Raw genomic sequence first — 13,444 nt, 5'->3', positions numbered from 1 at the left:
CGGCGATTGGGCTGCAAAGCAGCCCCATGCTTCAAATCACTTGTCGTCGCGGATCGAGAAGTTGGCCATGTGTTCCAGGCCCTTGATCAGCGCCGAGTGGTCCCAGTTGCCGCCGCCCAGGGCCTGGCAGGTGTTGAACACTTGCTGGGCGTTGGAGGTGTTGGGCAGGTTGATGCCCAGTTCCTTGGCGCCTTGCAGGGCCAGGTTCAGGTCCTTCTGGTGCAGGTTGATGCGGAAGCCTGGGTCGAAGGTGCCCTTGATCATGCGCTCGGCGTGCACTTCGAGGATCTTCGACGAGGCGAAGCCGCCCATCAGTGCTTCACGTACCTTGGCCGGGTCGGCGCCGTTCTTGGCGGCGAACAGCAGGGCTTCGGCGACGGCCTGGATGTTCAGGGCGACGATGATCTGGTTGGCGACCTTGGCGGTCTGGCCGTCGCCGTTGCCACCCACGCGGGTGATGTTCTTGCCCATGGCTTCGAACAGCGGCAGGGTGCGTTCGAAGGCTTTCGGGCAGCCACCGACCATGATGCTCAGGGTCGCGGCCTTGGCACCGACTTCGCCACCGGACACCGGGGCGTCCAGGTAGGCGGCGCCGGTGGCCTTGATCTTCTCGGCGAAGGCCTTGGTGGCGGTCGGCGAGATCGAGCTCATGTCGATCACCACCTTGTTCGGGCCGACGCCTTCGGCGACGCCGTTCTCACCGAACAGCACGCTTTCGACCTGCGGGGTGTCCGGGACCATGACGATGATGAATTCGGCTTCCTGGGCAACCTCTTTCGGGTTGGCCAGGGCCACGGCGCCAGCGGCGATCAGGTCGGCCGGGGCGGCATCGTGGTGGGTCGAGACGAAGATGCTGTGACCTGCTTTCTGCAGGTTCTGAGCCATGGGCTTGCCCATGATGCCGGTGCCGAGGAATCCGATTTTAGCCATGAGAGTGTGCCTCTTGTATTTGTATGTTCATGTTCCCGGGGGAGCCCTGAACCCTGTGGGAGCGGGCTTGCCCCGCGAATGCGGTTGATCAGGCAGTGGTGCTGTCCTTGCGGGCGCTTTCGCGGGGCAAGCCCGCTCCCACAGGTTCGGTGTCCTAGCCTTTAGATTGCATTGTGGGTCTTCAGCCAGCCCAGGCCGGCCTCGGTGGTGGTCAGCGGCTTGTACTCCGCGCCCACCCAACCCTGGTAACCGATGCGGTCCAGGTGTTCGAACAGGAAGCGGTAGTTGATCTCACCGGTGCCTGGTTCGTTGCGGCCTGGGTTGTCGGCCAGCTGGATGTGGTTGATCAGTTTCAGGTTGGCTTCCATGGTCCGCGCCAGGTCACCTTCCATGATCTGCATGTGGTAGATGTCGTACTGCAGGAACAGGTTGTCGCTGCCCACTTCGGCCTGGATTTCCAGGGCCTGCTGAGTGGTGTTCAGGTAGAAGCCTGGGATATCGCGGGTGTTGATCATTTCCATGACCAGGCGAATGCCAGCGGCCTTCAGCTTGTCGGCGGCGTAGCGCAGGTTCTCGACGAAGGTCTTGCGTACGGTGGCGCAATCCGGGCCTTGCGGGCGAATGCCGGCCAGGGCGTTGACCTGGGTGTTGCCCAGCACCTTGGCGTACTCGATGGCCTTGTCGACACCGGCGCGGAACTCTTCGACGCGGTCGGGGTGGCAGGTGATACCACGCTCACCTTTCGACCAATCGCCTGCAGGCAGGTTGAACAGCACCTGGGTCAGGCCGTGGGCGTCGAGCTGGGCCTTGATTTCAGCTGCGCTGAAGTCGTAGGGGAACAGGTATTCGACACCGCTGAAACCGGCGTCGGCAGCAGCCTTGAAGCGGGCCAGGAAGTCCTGTTCGGTGAACAGCATGGACAGGTTGGCAGCGAAGCGAGGCATGAGTTGTCTCCTTGCGATGAAGGCCCCCAGAGCAACCCTGGGGGCGTCAGGCGATCAGTCGAGCAGCGAGATGGCGGTCGGCGCGTCGTTGCCGACCAGGGCGAGGTCTTCGAACTCGTTGACCGCGTTGATCTCGGTGCCCATGGAAATGTTGGTCACACGCTCGAGAATCACTTCGACCACCACTGGTACGCGGAACTCTTCGGCCATTTTCTGCGCCTTGAGCAGGGCAGGGGCGATTTCGTTCGGCTCGAACACGCGGATGGCCTTGCAGCCCAGGCCTTCGACCACGGCGACGTGATCGACACCGTAGGTGGCGGCATCGGTGGAGTTGATGTTCTCGAACGCCAGTTGTACACAGTAATCCATGTCGAAGCCACGCTGCGCCTGGCGAATCAGGCCCAGGTAGGCGTTGTTCACCAGCACGTGGACGTAAGGCAGGTTGAACTGCGCACCCACCGCCAGCTCTTCGATCATGAACTGGAAGTCGTAGTCACCCGACAGCGCGACCACTTTGCGTTTCGGGTCGGCCTTGACCACGCCCAGCGCGGCAGGGATGGTCCAGCCCAGCGGGCCGGCCTGGCCGCAGTTGATCCAGTGACGGGGCTTGTACACGTGCAGGAACTGCGCGCCGGCGATCTGCGACAGGCCGATGGTGCTGACGTAGCAGGTGTCCTTGCCGAAGACCTGGTTCATCTCTTCGTACACGCGCTGCGGCTTGACCGGCACGTTGTCGAAGTGGGTCTTGCGCTGCAGGGTAGCCTTGCGCTCCTGGCACTCTTCCAGCCAGGCCTTGCGGCACTTCAGCTTGCCAGCGGCTTTCCACTCGCGGGCCACTTCGAGGAACACGTCCAGCGCCTTGCCGGCATCGGAAACGATACCCAGGTCCGGGGTGAACACGCGGCCGATCTGGGTCGGTTCGATGTCGACGTGCACGAACTTGCGGCCTTCGGTGTAGACATCGACAGAACCGGTGTGGCGGTTGGCCCAGCGGTTGCCGATACCGAACACCAGGTCGGATTTGAGCAGGGTGGCGTTGCCGTAGCGGTGCGAGGTCTGCAGGCCGACCATGCCGACCATTTGCTCGTGGTCGTCAGGGATGGTGCCCCAGCCCATCAGGGTCGGGATCACCGGCACGCCGGTCAGTTCGGCGAACTCGACCAGTTTGTCGCTGGCGTCGGCGTTGATGATGCCGCCACCGGCTACCAGCAGTGGGCGCTCGGCGTCATTGAGCAGGGCCAGGGCTTTTTCGGCCTGTACGCGGGTGGCGGACGGCTTGTTCACCGCCAGCGGCTCGTAGGCGTCGATGTCGAATTCGATCTCGGCCATCTGCACGTCGAACGGCAGGTCGATCAGCACAGGGCCTGGACGGCCGGTGCGCATTTCATAGAAGGCTTTCTGGAAGGCATACGGCACCTGGCCGGGTTCCAGCACGGTGGTGGCCCACTTGGTGACCGGCTTGACGATGCTGGTGATGTCGACGGCCTGGAAGTCTTCCTTGTGCAGGCGGGCACGCGGGGCTTGGCCAGTGATGCAGAGAATTGGAATGGAGTCGGCCGACGCACTGTACAGGCCGGTGACCATGTCGGTGCCGGCAGGGCCGGAAGTACCGATGCACACGCCGATGTTGCCCGGGTTGGCGCGGGTGTAGCCCTCGGCCATGTGCGAGGCACCTTCGACGTGGCGAGCGAGGACGTGATCGATGCCACCGACTTTCTTCAGGGCCGAGTACAACGGGTTGATTGCAGCCCCCGGGATGCCGAACGCGGTATCTACACCTTCACGGCGCATGACCAGAACGGCTGCATCGATTGCTCTCATTTTGCTCATGGGTTGTGCCTCATCGATTTTGTAATTGTATACAACTTGCTTTGTGCCAGAGTGTATTCACGGCTGGCGGCCTAGGTCAATGGATTTTCATCGGGGGAAGTGGCTTTCGTCGGAGCGCCCGTGAAAACTGCGCTTCGTCTGATCGTGCACGATCGTTTCAAAATATTGTATACAAAAATATTCTGTGTTGTGTTCTATTTGTGCAATCGATTTTTCACCTGCCCTCAGGGCTTCTCACAACAAGAAGAGGACCTTTCCATGAACGCTTTGAACCTGAAAGTCGCTGTCAGCCTGGTCAACGCCGCGCTGGCGGCGGGCCGCAAGATCAACGCCGCACCGCTGACGGTGGCGGTGCTGGATGCCGGCGGGCACCTGCTGGCGCTGCAGCGCGAGGATGGGGCCAGCCTGATTCGGCCGGAAGTGGCCACGGGCAAGGCCTGGGGGGCCATTGCCCTGGGCAAGGGCTCGCGCCTGCTGGCGTTGGATGCCCAGCAGCGGCCGGCGTTTTTCGCGGCGTTGAATGGGCTGGGTGAACGGCCGGTGGTGCCGGCGCCAGGTGGCGTGCTGATTCGTGATCAGGACGGCAAGGTGCTGGGTGCGGTAGGGATCAGCGGTGATACGTCGGATATCGACGAGCAATGCGCGATCAGTGCGATCGAGGAGGTGGGGTTGAAGGCGGATGCGGGGGTGGCTGCCTAAATCTTTATTGGCTGTACTGGCCTCATCGCCGGCAAGCCGGCTCCCACAGGGACATCACTGAGCAACCCTGTGGGAGCCGGCTTGCCGGCGATGGGGACGCCTAGGCCCTATCAGGCCGCCTCAGGCTCACACCCTTTGAGCACCAGGCGAATGATGGTTTCCGCCGCCGCTTCATAATCACTGTCGGCCAGCTTGGCCTTGCCGGTGATCACCGAAATCTGCCAATCGAAATCGGCATAGGTCTGGGTCGCCGCCCAGATGCTGAACATCAGGTGATGCGGGTCGACATGGGCGATCTGCCCACGCTCGATCCAGCGCTGGATGCACTCGATGTTGTGGCGTGCCTGTTCGTTGAGCTGCTCGACCTGATTGGGCGACAGATGCGGCGCACCGTGCATGATCTCGCTGGCGAATACCTTCGAAGCATGCGGCAGATCGCGCGAGATGCGGATCTTCGAGCGGATGTAGGAACTCAATACTTCCTTCGGATCACCGTCGGCATTGAACGGCGTCGACGCCTGCATGATCGGCGCGATGATGCTCTCCAGGACCTCGCGGTAGAGGTTGTCCTTGGATTTGAAGTAGTAGTACACGTTCGGCTTGGGCAGGCCGGCCTTGGCCGCGATATCGCTGGTCTTGGTGGCAGCGAAGCCCTTGTCGGCGAATTCCTCGCTGGCCGCGCGCAGGATCAGTTCCTTGTTGCGCTCGCGAATGGTGCTCATGGTCGGGGATCTTCCTCGTGTCTGGCCACCTCTAAGGTGACCGGCCATGGTAGCACCGCCTCCGACAAGCGCTCAAGGCAGCGACTTTCGGCTAGACTCCGGCCCATTCATTCAACGGGAAGCGACAAACATGGCAGGCAGCAGTCTACTGGTACTGATCGATGACATCGCCACGGTACTCGACGACGTCTCGCTGATGACCAAAATGGCGGCGAAAAAGACCGCAGGCGTGCTCGGCGACGACCTGGCGCTCAATGCCCAGCAGGTCACCGGTGTGCGCGCCGAGCGCGAGATCCCGGTGGTCTGGGCGGTGGCCAAGGGCTCGTTCATCAACAAGGCGATCCTGGTACCGGCAGCGCTGCTGATCAGCGCGTTCATCCCATGGGCGGTGACGCCGTTGCTGATGATCGGCGGTGCCTACCTGTGTTTCGAGGGCTTCGAGAAGCTGGCGCACAAGTTCTTGCACAGCAAGCAAGAGGAGGCGGCGGAGCACAGCGTGCGGGCCGAGGCCGTGGCCGATCCGAATGTCGACCTGGTGGCCTTTGAGAAGACCAAGATCAAGGGCGCGGTGCGCACCGACTTCATCCTGTCGGCAGAGATCATTGCCATTACCCTGGGCACGGTGGCGGATGCGCCGCTGAGCCAGCAGATCATCGTCCTGTCGGGGATCGCCATCATCATGACCGTCGGGGTTTACGGGCTGGTGGGTGGCATCGTCAAGCTCGATGACCTGGGGTTGTGGATGACCCAGAAGGCTTCGAAAGTTTCCCAGGCGGTAGGTAATGGCATCCTGCGTGCTGCGCCGTACATGATGAAAAGCCTGTCGGTGATCGGTACTGCGGCGATGTTTCTGGTTGGTGGCGGGATTCTCGTGCATGGCATCGAGCCGTTGCATCACGCCATCGAGGCATTCAGCGAAGGGCGGGGCGGGGCGCTGACGGGAGCGTTGCTCAATGGTGGCGTGGGGATTGTCGCGGGTGCCGTGGTGTTGGCGGTAGTGGCAGTTGTGGGGAAGCTCTGGCGTGCTGTTAAGCCCGCAACCTGATGTGAATGGCCGGGGCAGAGCCCCGGATCGCGGCTAAAGCCGCTCCTACAGGTTTTACGCGGTCCTTGTAGGAGCGGCTTCAGCCGCGATGGGCCGCAAAGCGGCCCGACAATCAGAAGTGAACCTTGACCAGGAAACTTGCAGTGTTCTGGTCGGTGGTGAACGCATCGGAATCCTTGATCCCGTACTTGTTCTTCCAGTAGTCGTACTCGAAACCGACGTACAGCTGCTTCTCGCCCAGGTGCAACGCCTTGCCCAGGTCATATTTGACCTGCGGGTTGAAGTGCAGGTTGGCGTGGTATTCACCACGGCTGTTCTCGTCGTTGTCGACGACCCAGTCCATGAAGCCGTCGATGAGGATATCGGACGACCCCACAGGAATGGTGTAGGACCACACCGGGGTGATCTGCCAGACGTTGTCGCCCGCGCGGCTGCCTTCGGTGGTGCGGTTGTAGAAGTTCAGCTGGAAGTAGTCGAAGCCCGGGATGGCCAGGTCGAAGCCAGGGCCGATCAGGTAGGACTCGGTGTCACCCTCGCCGAACTCGTAGGTCATGGCCAGCAGCACGTCCTTGACCGGGCCGAACTCCATCTTCTGGTCGAAGATCTTGCCGAACGACAGGCGCGGGCTGAATTCACCGTAGTAGGTGTTGTCGCCGTTGTTGAAGTCCTTCTGGCCGTTGTAGAAGATCTTGTCGACGAAGAAGAAGTTGTCGCCGTACTTCCAGCCATCGGCGTGCTCGAAGGTGACTGTCTGCTGGACCTCGGGGTTGACCTTGAAGTTCTTGCCCCAGAGGTAGGTCAGGCTGTTGTTCTGCCACTGCAGCAGGTCGCCGGCGAAGGTGGGGCCGCAGGCCAGCAGGCCGCCCGCGAGAATCAGGCTGTTGATGGTACGCATTGCGAGAGTCGCTCCCTTGTTTTGATCTGTTGTCAGCGCTCGTAAAGGCGCTGTTCTTGTCTTTTGAGTCAGCTTTTTTCGATAGGCCACAGCTGTTTGGCAAGAGTTGCGCCAACTTTTCCGGGCTGGCTACAACGGTCCTGCTCGACTCGTTCTGAACGGATGAAAATGGGTATTTCAGGCTGGCAACACGTTGGCCAACCGCCCGAATTCATTGACTGAGCGGTCAGTAAACGCAGGCAGAATCCGTCCTGCCCTGATCGAGGGGGCGCGCAGATTACTGGCTTGCGCGCCCGGCCTCAAGTGCTCCATCCTGGAGCAGGGTAGATCAAACTTGTGCAATCGGTCAGATTTTTAGAAATGCACCTTGATCAGCGCACTGGCCACGCTCTGATTGCTTTCCAGGTTGCCGCGGCTGTCGATGCCGTACTTGTCCTTCCAATAGCTGTACTCAAAGCCCACGTAGAGCTGTTTGGCGCCCAGGTTCAGGGCCTTGCCCAGGTCGTACTTGACCTGCGGGTTGAAGTGCAGGTTGGCGTGGTAGGTGCCGCGACGGGTTTCGTCGTTGTCGGTCACCCAGTCCATGTAACCGTCGATCAGAATGTCGGATTTGCCCACCGGGATGGTGTACGACCAGCCGGGGGTGATCTGCCAGACGTTGTCGCCTGGGCGGCTGCCTTCGGTGTTGCGTACGTAGAAATTGAGGGTGAAGTAGTTGAAGCCGGGAATGTCCAGGTCGAAGCCGGGGCCGATCAGGTAGGCCTCGTTGTCGCCTTCGCCGCTTTCGTAGGTCATGGCCAGCAGCACGTCCTTGATCGGGCCGAAGGACAGCTTCTGGTCGAGGATCTTGCCGAACGACAGGCGCGGGCTGAACTCACCGTAGTAGGTGGTCACGCCTTTGTTGCGGTCGGGCTTGCCGTTGTAGAAGATCTTGTCGACGAACATGAACGTGTCGCCGTACTTCCATTTGTTGGCGTGCTCGAAGGTGATGGTCTGCTGGATGTCGGGGTTGACCTTGAAGTCTTTGCCGTACAGATAGGTCAGGCTTTCGCCATGCCACAGCAGCCATTCGCCTGCGTGGGCGGGGAGGGTGGCCAGCAGGCTGCTGCCCAACAGCAGGCTTGATGCGATGCGCTTCATGTTGTGATTCCCGGACTTATTGTTTTTGTTGGCGGTTTTTTTGGCGCGCAGGCGCCCCGGGCGGCCCATTCCGGCGGGCCGACGGTGCAGCGTTTTCGGGTATGAGCAGGGGCGGCAACCTGTGCCGCCCCGTCGGGCTCAATGCTGGTGACAGGCGTCGTTGTGTGCGGCGCGGTCGGCACCACCGAGGATGTTGAACAGCACGTTCAGTACCAGGGCGCTGACCGTGGCCATGGCGATGCCGCTGTGGGTGATGGGTTCCATCCACTGCGGCATCTGCGCGAAGAACTCCGGCCGGACCACGGGGATCAGGCCAAAGCCGACGCTGACCGCAACCAGCAGCTGGTTGCGGCGGTCGCCAATGTCGGCTTCCTGGAGGATCTTGATCCCGGTGGCGGTGACCATGCCGAACATGGCGATGGACGCGCCGCCCAGTACCGCAGGCGGGATCGAGGCGATCAGGAAGGCCGCCTTGGGCAGCAGGCTGAGCAGGATCAGCAGCGCGCCGGCCACGATGGTGACGAAGCGGCAGCGTACCCCGGTCATCTGCACCAGGCCGATGTTCTGCGCGAACGAGGAGTGGGTGAAAGTGTTGAAGAAACCGGCGATGAACGACGCACCGGCGTCGCACAGCAGGCCACGGCGGAGCATCCCGGGTGTCACTTCACGATCAGTCACCTTGCCCAGGGCGAGGAACATGCCCGTGGACTCGACGAAGATGATCACCACCACCAGGCACATCGACAGGATCGGCGCCAGGCTGAAGGTCGGCATGCCGAAGTGCAGTGGGGTCACCACTTGCAGCCACGGTGCTTCATTCAGGCCAGACAGGTCGACCATGCCGATGGAACCGGCCAGGATGTAGCCCAGGCCCATGCCCACCAGTACCGAGACGTTGACCCAGAAACCGCGCATGAAGCGGTTGATCAGCAGGATCACCGCCAGTACCAGGCCAGCCACCATCAGGTAGATCGGCGAGCCGAAGGCTTCTGCCTCATGCCCGCCACCGGCCCAGTTGACCGCGACCGGGAACAGCGACAGGCCGATCGAGGTGATGACGGTACCGGTGACCAGCGGTGGGAAGAAGCGCACCACCTTGGACATGAACGGCGCGATCAGCATGCCGAAGAACCCGGCAGCGATGGTCGCGCCGAAGATCCCCTGCAGGCCTACGCCGGGCATGCCGGCCATGGCCACCATGCTGCCGACGGCGGCGAAACTGGCGCCCATCATCACCGGCATGCGGATCCCTACCGGGCCGATACCGAACGACTGGATGATGGTGGCGACGCCGGCGACCAGCAGGTCGGCGTTGATCAGGAAAGCGACTTCTTCACGGGACAATCCGGCCGCCTGGCCAATGATCAAAGGCACGGCAATCGCACCTCCGTACATCAGCAGAACGTGTTGCAGGCCTACCAGGATCAGTTGGAACAGGGGCAGAGGCTCTCGCGGCGGCGCAACGGGAATGTACGCCTTGCGTGACTCGGACATGCAGCACCTCGAGTTTTGTTTTTATTCTCGGATCCAAGCGCCAGGCTCAGGCCTGGTCGCTCGATGCTTGCTTGTTGCGTGTTTCTTGTAACTTGGGCCGGCAGTGCCGGCCCATTCGCGGCGCAAGGCCGCTCCCACAGGGGCGCGCGGACGCCCCGGTGGGAGAGGTGTATCAGTTGACCTGCGCGCCTTTGGCGATCCAGTCACCGACCAGCTTGCGCTCTTCGGCGGTCATCTGGGTGATGTTGCCCAGCGGCATGATCTGGCTGGCGACCGCTTGCGCTTGGATGCGCGCGGCCTGGGCCTGGATCTGCTGCGGGGTGTCGAACATCACGCCGGCAGGGGCGGCGCTGAACAGTGGGCTGGTCGGCTTCTGCGAGTGGCACACGGTGCAGCGTTCCTGGATGACGGTGTGGATCTTGTCGAAGGCGCCGCCACCTGCTTGCGCAGTGGCCTGGGCCGGTGCTTCTGCCGGTGCGGCAGGCGCTTCGGCGGCCTTGGCGGCGTCCTCGGCACGCTGCTCGGCAGCGGTCTTGCCACCCACTGCGGTTGCCGGCAGCGGTTGGTACTCGACCTTCGCCGCAGCCTGCTCAGGCGCAACAGCCATCGGCTTGGGGCCGGTGACATAAGCCAGGCAGATCATTGCCAGAGCGCCGACAGGCAAGGTCCAGGCGTACTTGTTGCTGTCGTGGCGGGTGTTGAAGTAGTGGCGGATCAGAACCGCGGCTACTGCGATACCGGCCAGGATCAGCCAGTTGTACTGGCTACCGTAGGTGCTCGGGAAGTGGTTGCTGATCATGATGAACAGCACCGGCAGGGTGAAGTAGTTGTTGTGACGCGAGCGCAGCAGGCCTTTGGCCGGCAGTACCGGGTCGGGCGTCTGGTTGTTCTCGATCGCCGCCACCAACTGGCGCTGGGCCGGCATGATGATGCGGAACACGTTACCGACCATGATGGTGCCGATGATCGCGCCAGTGTGCAGGTACGCACCACGGCCGCTGAACACCAGGCTGAAGCCCCAGCAGGCGGCGATGATCAGCACGAACAGTACACCGCCGAGCAGCGCTGGCTTCTTGCCCAGGGGCGAGTCGCACAGGAAGTCGTAGATGAACCAGCCGGCGATCAGCGAGCCGATACCGATGGCCACGCCTTCGGCACCGCTCAGGGTGCTGCCAGGTGCCAGCAGGTACAGGGCCGGGTTCCAGTAGAACACCACGCACAGCAGGGCGATACCGGACATCCAGGTGAAGTAGGCTTCCCATTTGAACCAGTGCAGGTTCTCGGGCATTTTCGGGGGTGCGAGTTTGTATTTCTCCAGGTGGTAGATACCACCGCCGTGAATTGCCCAGAGATCACCCGACAACCCATCGCGCGGGTTGCTTCGGTTCAGGTGGTTCTCCAGCCAGACGAAGTAGAACGATGCACCGATCCAGGCGACACCGGTGATCATGTGAACCCAGCGAATGCTCAGGTTCAGCCATTCGTGAAGGTGTGCTTCCACAGTATGTACCTCTGCCAGTCACCGTTAGATGACTGACCTTTTCTTATTGGTGGGGATTGAGGATCAGCATCTGTTCCTCGGTGAAGTAATGCTCATCGCAGTTGTTGCCAGAACCACTGCGATCAACCACCAGGAAATCATCCCGCTTTTCGATCGTCAGCACCGGGTGGTGCCAGACGCCGCGATGGTAATTGACGCCCTGCCTGCCATTACTACGGAAGGCACGGACCAAGCCTGATACAGGTGCATCGCCAACGGGCGCGACCACGATCAGAAAGGGGTTGCCGAGCAGCGGGATGAAAGCCTGGCTGCCCAGCGGATGGCGTTCCAGCATGCGCACGGTCAGCGGCATGTCCTGCGCGTCGGCGCGGAAGATGCTGATGATCGCCTTGTCCTCAGGCTCGGCGGTCTCGACCGCGGCGAGCTTGTGGAAGCGCATGGTCGAGCCGTTGTTGATCATGAAGTGGTCGCTGCCGTCGGTTTCGATCACGTCTCCGAATTGGGCGAAGGCTTCTTTGGTCAGGGGCTCGATCATCAGGGTGCGCATGCGGGTCTCTCTTATATGTTCGTTGTACTGAAAAAGGTTCGGCTGTTGCTTACAGCTGCAGCAGGCGGAACAGGGCGATCAGGTTGATCTGCGCCAGGGCTTCCTTGAATTCGGCATCGGCGTCGTTGTGGATGCGTTTTTCGAAGGCGGCGAGAATCTGGTGCCGGTTGCTGCCCTTGACCGCCATGATGAACGGGAACTGGAACTTGGCCTTGTAGGCGTCGTTCAGTTCGGTGAAACGGGCGAACTCTTCGGCGGTGCACTGGTGGATACCGGCGCCGGCCTGCTCGTTGGTGCTCGATTCGGTCAGCTCGCCCTGGATGGCGGCCTTGCCAGCGAGGTCCGGGTGAGCATTGATCAGTGCCAGCTGGTCTGCGTGGTTGGCGCTGAGCAGGATGTCGCTCATGCGCTGGTGCAGCGCCTCGATCTCGTCCAGTTCACCCAGCTGGCCCAGGTCATAGGCTTTTTCGGCGACCCACGGCGAATGCTCGTAGATATCGGCGAAAGCCTTGACGAAGGCGTCACGGTCCAGGGCGGATGGCTTGAGGGTCTTGAAGGCGGTCATCAGGCGTTCTCTTTCTTGTACGGGTGGGTGGTATGCCAGTGGCGGGCGATGTCCACGCGACGGGCGAACCAGACCTGGTCGTGGCTCTTGGCGTAATCGACGAAGCGCTTGAGGGCGGCCAGGCGGGCCGGGCGGCCGACCAGGCGGCAGTGCAGGCCGATGGAGAGCATTTTCGGTGCCTCGGCACCTTCGGCGTAGAGCACGTCGAAGGCGTCCTTGAGGTACTGGAAGAACTGCTCGCCGCAGTTGAAGCCCTGGACCTGGGTGAAGCGCATGTCGTTGGTGTCCAGGGTGTAGGGGATCACCAGGTGCGGCTTGCCGGTCGGGTTGTTCGGCTCCCAGTACGGCAGGTCGTCGTCGTAGGTGTCGCTGTCATACAGGAAGTTGCCTTCCTCCATCACCAGGCGGCGGGTGTTCGGGCCGGTGCGGCCGGTGTACCAGCCCAGCGGGCGCTCGCCGGTCAGTTCGGTGAGGATGCGGATGGCTTCGAGCATGTGCTCGCGCTCCTGGGCCTCGTCCATGTTCTGGTAGTCGATCCAGCGGTAGCCGTGGCTGCAGATCTCGTGGCCGGCTTCGACCATGGCGCGGATCACGTCGGGGTGGCGCTGGGCGGCCATGGCCACGGCGAACACGGTCAGCGGTACGCCGCTGTCCTTGAACAGCTTGAGCAGGCGCCATACACCGGCGCGGCTGCCGTATTCGTAGAGCGATTCCATGCTCATGTTGCGCTGGCCCTGCAGTGGCTGGGCAGCGACCATCTCGGACAGGAAGGCTTCGGACTCTTTGTCACCGTGCAGGATGTTGCGTTCGCCGCCTTCTTCGTAGTTGAGGACGAAAGACAGCGCGATGCGAGCGTTGCCCGGCCATTGCGGGTGAGGAGGGTTGTTGCCGTAACCGATCAGGTCGCGAGGGTAGTCAGCGCTCACTGCAGTCTTCCTTCTTGTGTGTTAGTGCGGGGTGGGCGGGCCGCGTCGGTATGTCGCACCACCGGATGGGCTGATTGTATACAACTTCTGAAATCTTTTGTAAGCCTGTTTTTCCGCATTTCTTCCCTTTTGTCGCCTGAGAATGGGTTGCAAGAAACCTGCCCGATTGGTCAGCTAATGCCATGAGGGTCTGCACAGGGCCTGAT

The 13,444-nt window shown here is 61.8% G+C and carries 13 protein-coding genes; 2 read left to right on the top strand and 11 right to left on the bottom strand.

What is annotated here, in order from left to right; genetic code table 11:
* Positions 1-36 precede the first annotated feature (36 nt).
* The 3 genes from PMI38_RS05795 to gcl all read right to left on the bottom strand — a co-directional run bounded on the left by PMI38_RS05795 (position 37) and on the right by gcl (position 3,704).
* Positions 37-930 carry a 2-hydroxy-3-oxopropionate reductase gene (locus PMI38_RS05795; protein WP_008091658.1) on the bottom strand — a complete coding sequence of 298 codons (894 nt, stop codon included), beginning with the start codon at positions 928-930 and terminating at the stop codon, positions 37-39.
* Positions 931-1,091: 161 nt separating this feature from the next.
* A complete protein-coding gene (hyi, locus tag PMI38_RS05790) occupies positions 1,092-1,874 on the bottom strand; it encodes a hydroxypyruvate isomerase (protein ID WP_008091656.1) in 783 nt (260 codons plus the stop codon).
* A gap of 54 nt (positions 1,875-1,928) precedes the next feature.
* Positions 1,929-3,704: a glyoxylate carboligase gene (gcl, locus tag PMI38_RS05785; protein WP_008091654.1), complete on the bottom strand. Its 1,776-nt coding sequence runs from the start codon at positions 3,702-3,704 to the stop codon at positions 1,929-1,931.
* Positions 3,705-3,962: 258 nt separating this feature from the next.
* Between gcl and PMI38_RS05780 the strand changes: the two genes are divergently transcribed.
* On the top strand, positions 3,963-4,403 hold the full coding sequence (locus PMI38_RS05780; RefSeq protein WP_008091653.1) for a GlcG/HbpS family heme-binding protein: 441 nt from the start codon (positions 3,963-3,965) through the stop codon (positions 4,401-4,403).
* 110 nt (positions 4,404-4,513) lie between these two features.
* Here the strand turns inward: PMI38_RS05780 and PMI38_RS05775 are convergent, their stop codons facing one another.
* Entirely contained in the window at positions 4,514-5,125 is a 612-nt protein-coding gene (locus PMI38_RS05775; protein WP_008091651.1) for a TetR/AcrR family transcriptional regulator, read from the bottom strand.
* 130 nt (positions 5,126-5,255) lie between these two features.
* Between PMI38_RS05775 and PMI38_RS05770 the strand changes: the two genes are divergently transcribed.
* Complete coding sequence (locus tag PMI38_RS05770) at positions 5,256-6,170, top strand: DUF808 domain-containing protein (protein WP_008091650.1); 915 nt, start codon at positions 5,256-5,258, stop codon at positions 6,168-6,170.
* 112 nt (positions 6,171-6,282) lie between these two features.
* Here the strand turns inward: PMI38_RS05770 and PMI38_RS05765 are convergent, their stop codons facing one another.
* The 7 genes from PMI38_RS05765 to puuE form a co-directional block, all read right to left on the bottom strand.
* Positions 6,283-7,065 (bottom strand): outer membrane protein OmpK, encoded by a 783-nt coding sequence (locus PMI38_RS05765; RefSeq protein ID WP_008091649.1) that lies wholly within the window; start codon positions 7,063-7,065, stop codon positions 6,283-6,285.
* 354 nt (positions 7,066-7,419) lie between these two features.
* Positions 7,420-8,205, bottom strand: a complete 786-nt coding sequence (locus PMI38_RS05760; protein ID WP_043273115.1) for an outer membrane protein OmpK — start codon at positions 8,203-8,205, stop codon at positions 7,420-7,422.
* Positions 8,206-8,343: 138 nt separating this feature from the next.
* The gene (locus tag PMI38_RS05755) at positions 8,344-9,699 is read right to left on the bottom strand and encodes a nucleobase:cation symporter-2 family protein (RefSeq protein ID WP_008091647.1); all 1,356 of its coding nucleotides are present in this window, start codon (positions 9,697-9,699) and stop codon (positions 8,344-8,346) included.
* A 172-nt stretch (positions 9,700-9,871) separates the two neighbouring features.
* Positions 9,872-11,200, bottom strand: a complete 1,329-nt coding sequence (locus PMI38_RS05750; protein WP_008091646.1) for a urate hydroxylase PuuD — start codon at positions 11,198-11,200, stop codon at positions 9,872-9,874.
* 43 nt (positions 11,201-11,243) lie between these two features.
* Entirely contained in the window at positions 11,244-11,747 is a 504-nt protein-coding gene (locus PMI38_RS05745) for an ureidoglycolate lyase (protein ID WP_008091644.1), read from the bottom strand.
* Between the two features lie 49 nt (positions 11,748-11,796).
* On the bottom strand, positions 11,797-12,312 hold the full coding sequence (gene uraD / locus PMI38_RS05740; protein WP_008091643.1) for a 2-oxo-4-hydroxy-4-carboxy-5-ureidoimidazoline decarboxylase: 516 nt from the start codon (positions 12,310-12,312) through the stop codon (positions 11,797-11,799).
* Positions 12,312-13,238, bottom strand: a complete 927-nt coding sequence (puuE, locus tag PMI38_RS05735) for an allantoinase PuuE (protein ID WP_008091642.1) — start codon at positions 13,236-13,238, stop codon at positions 12,312-12,314. Before puuE ends, uraD begins: the two co-directional genes overlap by 1 nt.
* Positions 13,239-13,444: the final 206 nt, after the last annotated feature.

The sequence above is a fragment of the Pseudomonas sp. GM84 genome (assembly GCF_000282535.1).
In the GTDB taxonomy this organism is placed as follows: Bacteria; Pseudomonadota; Gammaproteobacteria; order Pseudomonadales; family Pseudomonadaceae; genus Aquipseudomonas.
Note: the sequence above shows the minus strand (reverse complement) of the source record. Positions and strands in the feature narration are given on the sequence as shown.

Excerpts from the sequence above, each read along its gene's own strand:
- PMI38_RS05770 (WP_008091650.1), top strand. The coding sequence starts at position 5,256 with ATGGCAGGCAGCAGTCTACTGGTACTGATCGATGACATCGCCACGGTA.
- PMI38_RS05745 (WP_008091644.1), bottom strand. The coding sequence starts at position 11,747 with ATGCGCACCCTGATGATCGAGCCCCTGACCAAAGAAGCCTTCGCCCAA.
- PMI38_RS05795 (WP_008091658.1), bottom strand. The coding sequence starts at position 930 with ATGGCTAAAATCGGATTCCTCGGCACCGGCATCATGGGCAAGCCCATG.
- PMI38_RS05780 (WP_008091653.1), top strand. The coding sequence starts at position 3,963 with ATGAACGCTTTGAACCTGAAAGTCGCTGTCAGCCTGGTCAACGCCGCG.
- hyi (WP_008091656.1), bottom strand. The coding sequence starts at position 1,874 with ATGCCTCGCTTCGCTGCCAACCTGTCCATGCTGTTCACCGAACAGGAC.
- uraD (WP_008091643.1), bottom strand. The coding sequence starts at position 12,312 with ATGACCGCCTTCAAGACCCTCAAGCCATCCGCCCTGGACCGTGACGCC.
- PMI38_RS05775 (WP_008091651.1), bottom strand. The coding sequence starts at position 5,125 with ATGAGCACCATTCGCGAGCGCAACAAGGAACTGATCCTGCGCGCGGCC.
- PMI38_RS05760 (WP_043273115.1), bottom strand. The coding sequence starts at position 8,205 with ATGAAGCGCATCGCATCAAGCCTGCTGTTGGGCAGCAGCCTGCTGGCC.
- PMI38_RS05755 (WP_008091647.1), bottom strand. The coding sequence starts at position 9,699 with ATGTCCGAGTCACGCAAGGCGTACATTCCCGTTGCGCCGCCGCGAGAG.
- gcl (WP_008091654.1), bottom strand. The coding sequence starts at position 3,704 with ATGAGCAAAATGAGAGCAATCGATGCAGCCGTTCTGGTCATGCGCCGT.
- PMI38_RS05765 (WP_008091649.1), bottom strand. The coding sequence starts at position 7,065 with ATGCGTACCATCAACAGCCTGATTCTCGCGGGCGGCCTGCTGGCCTGC.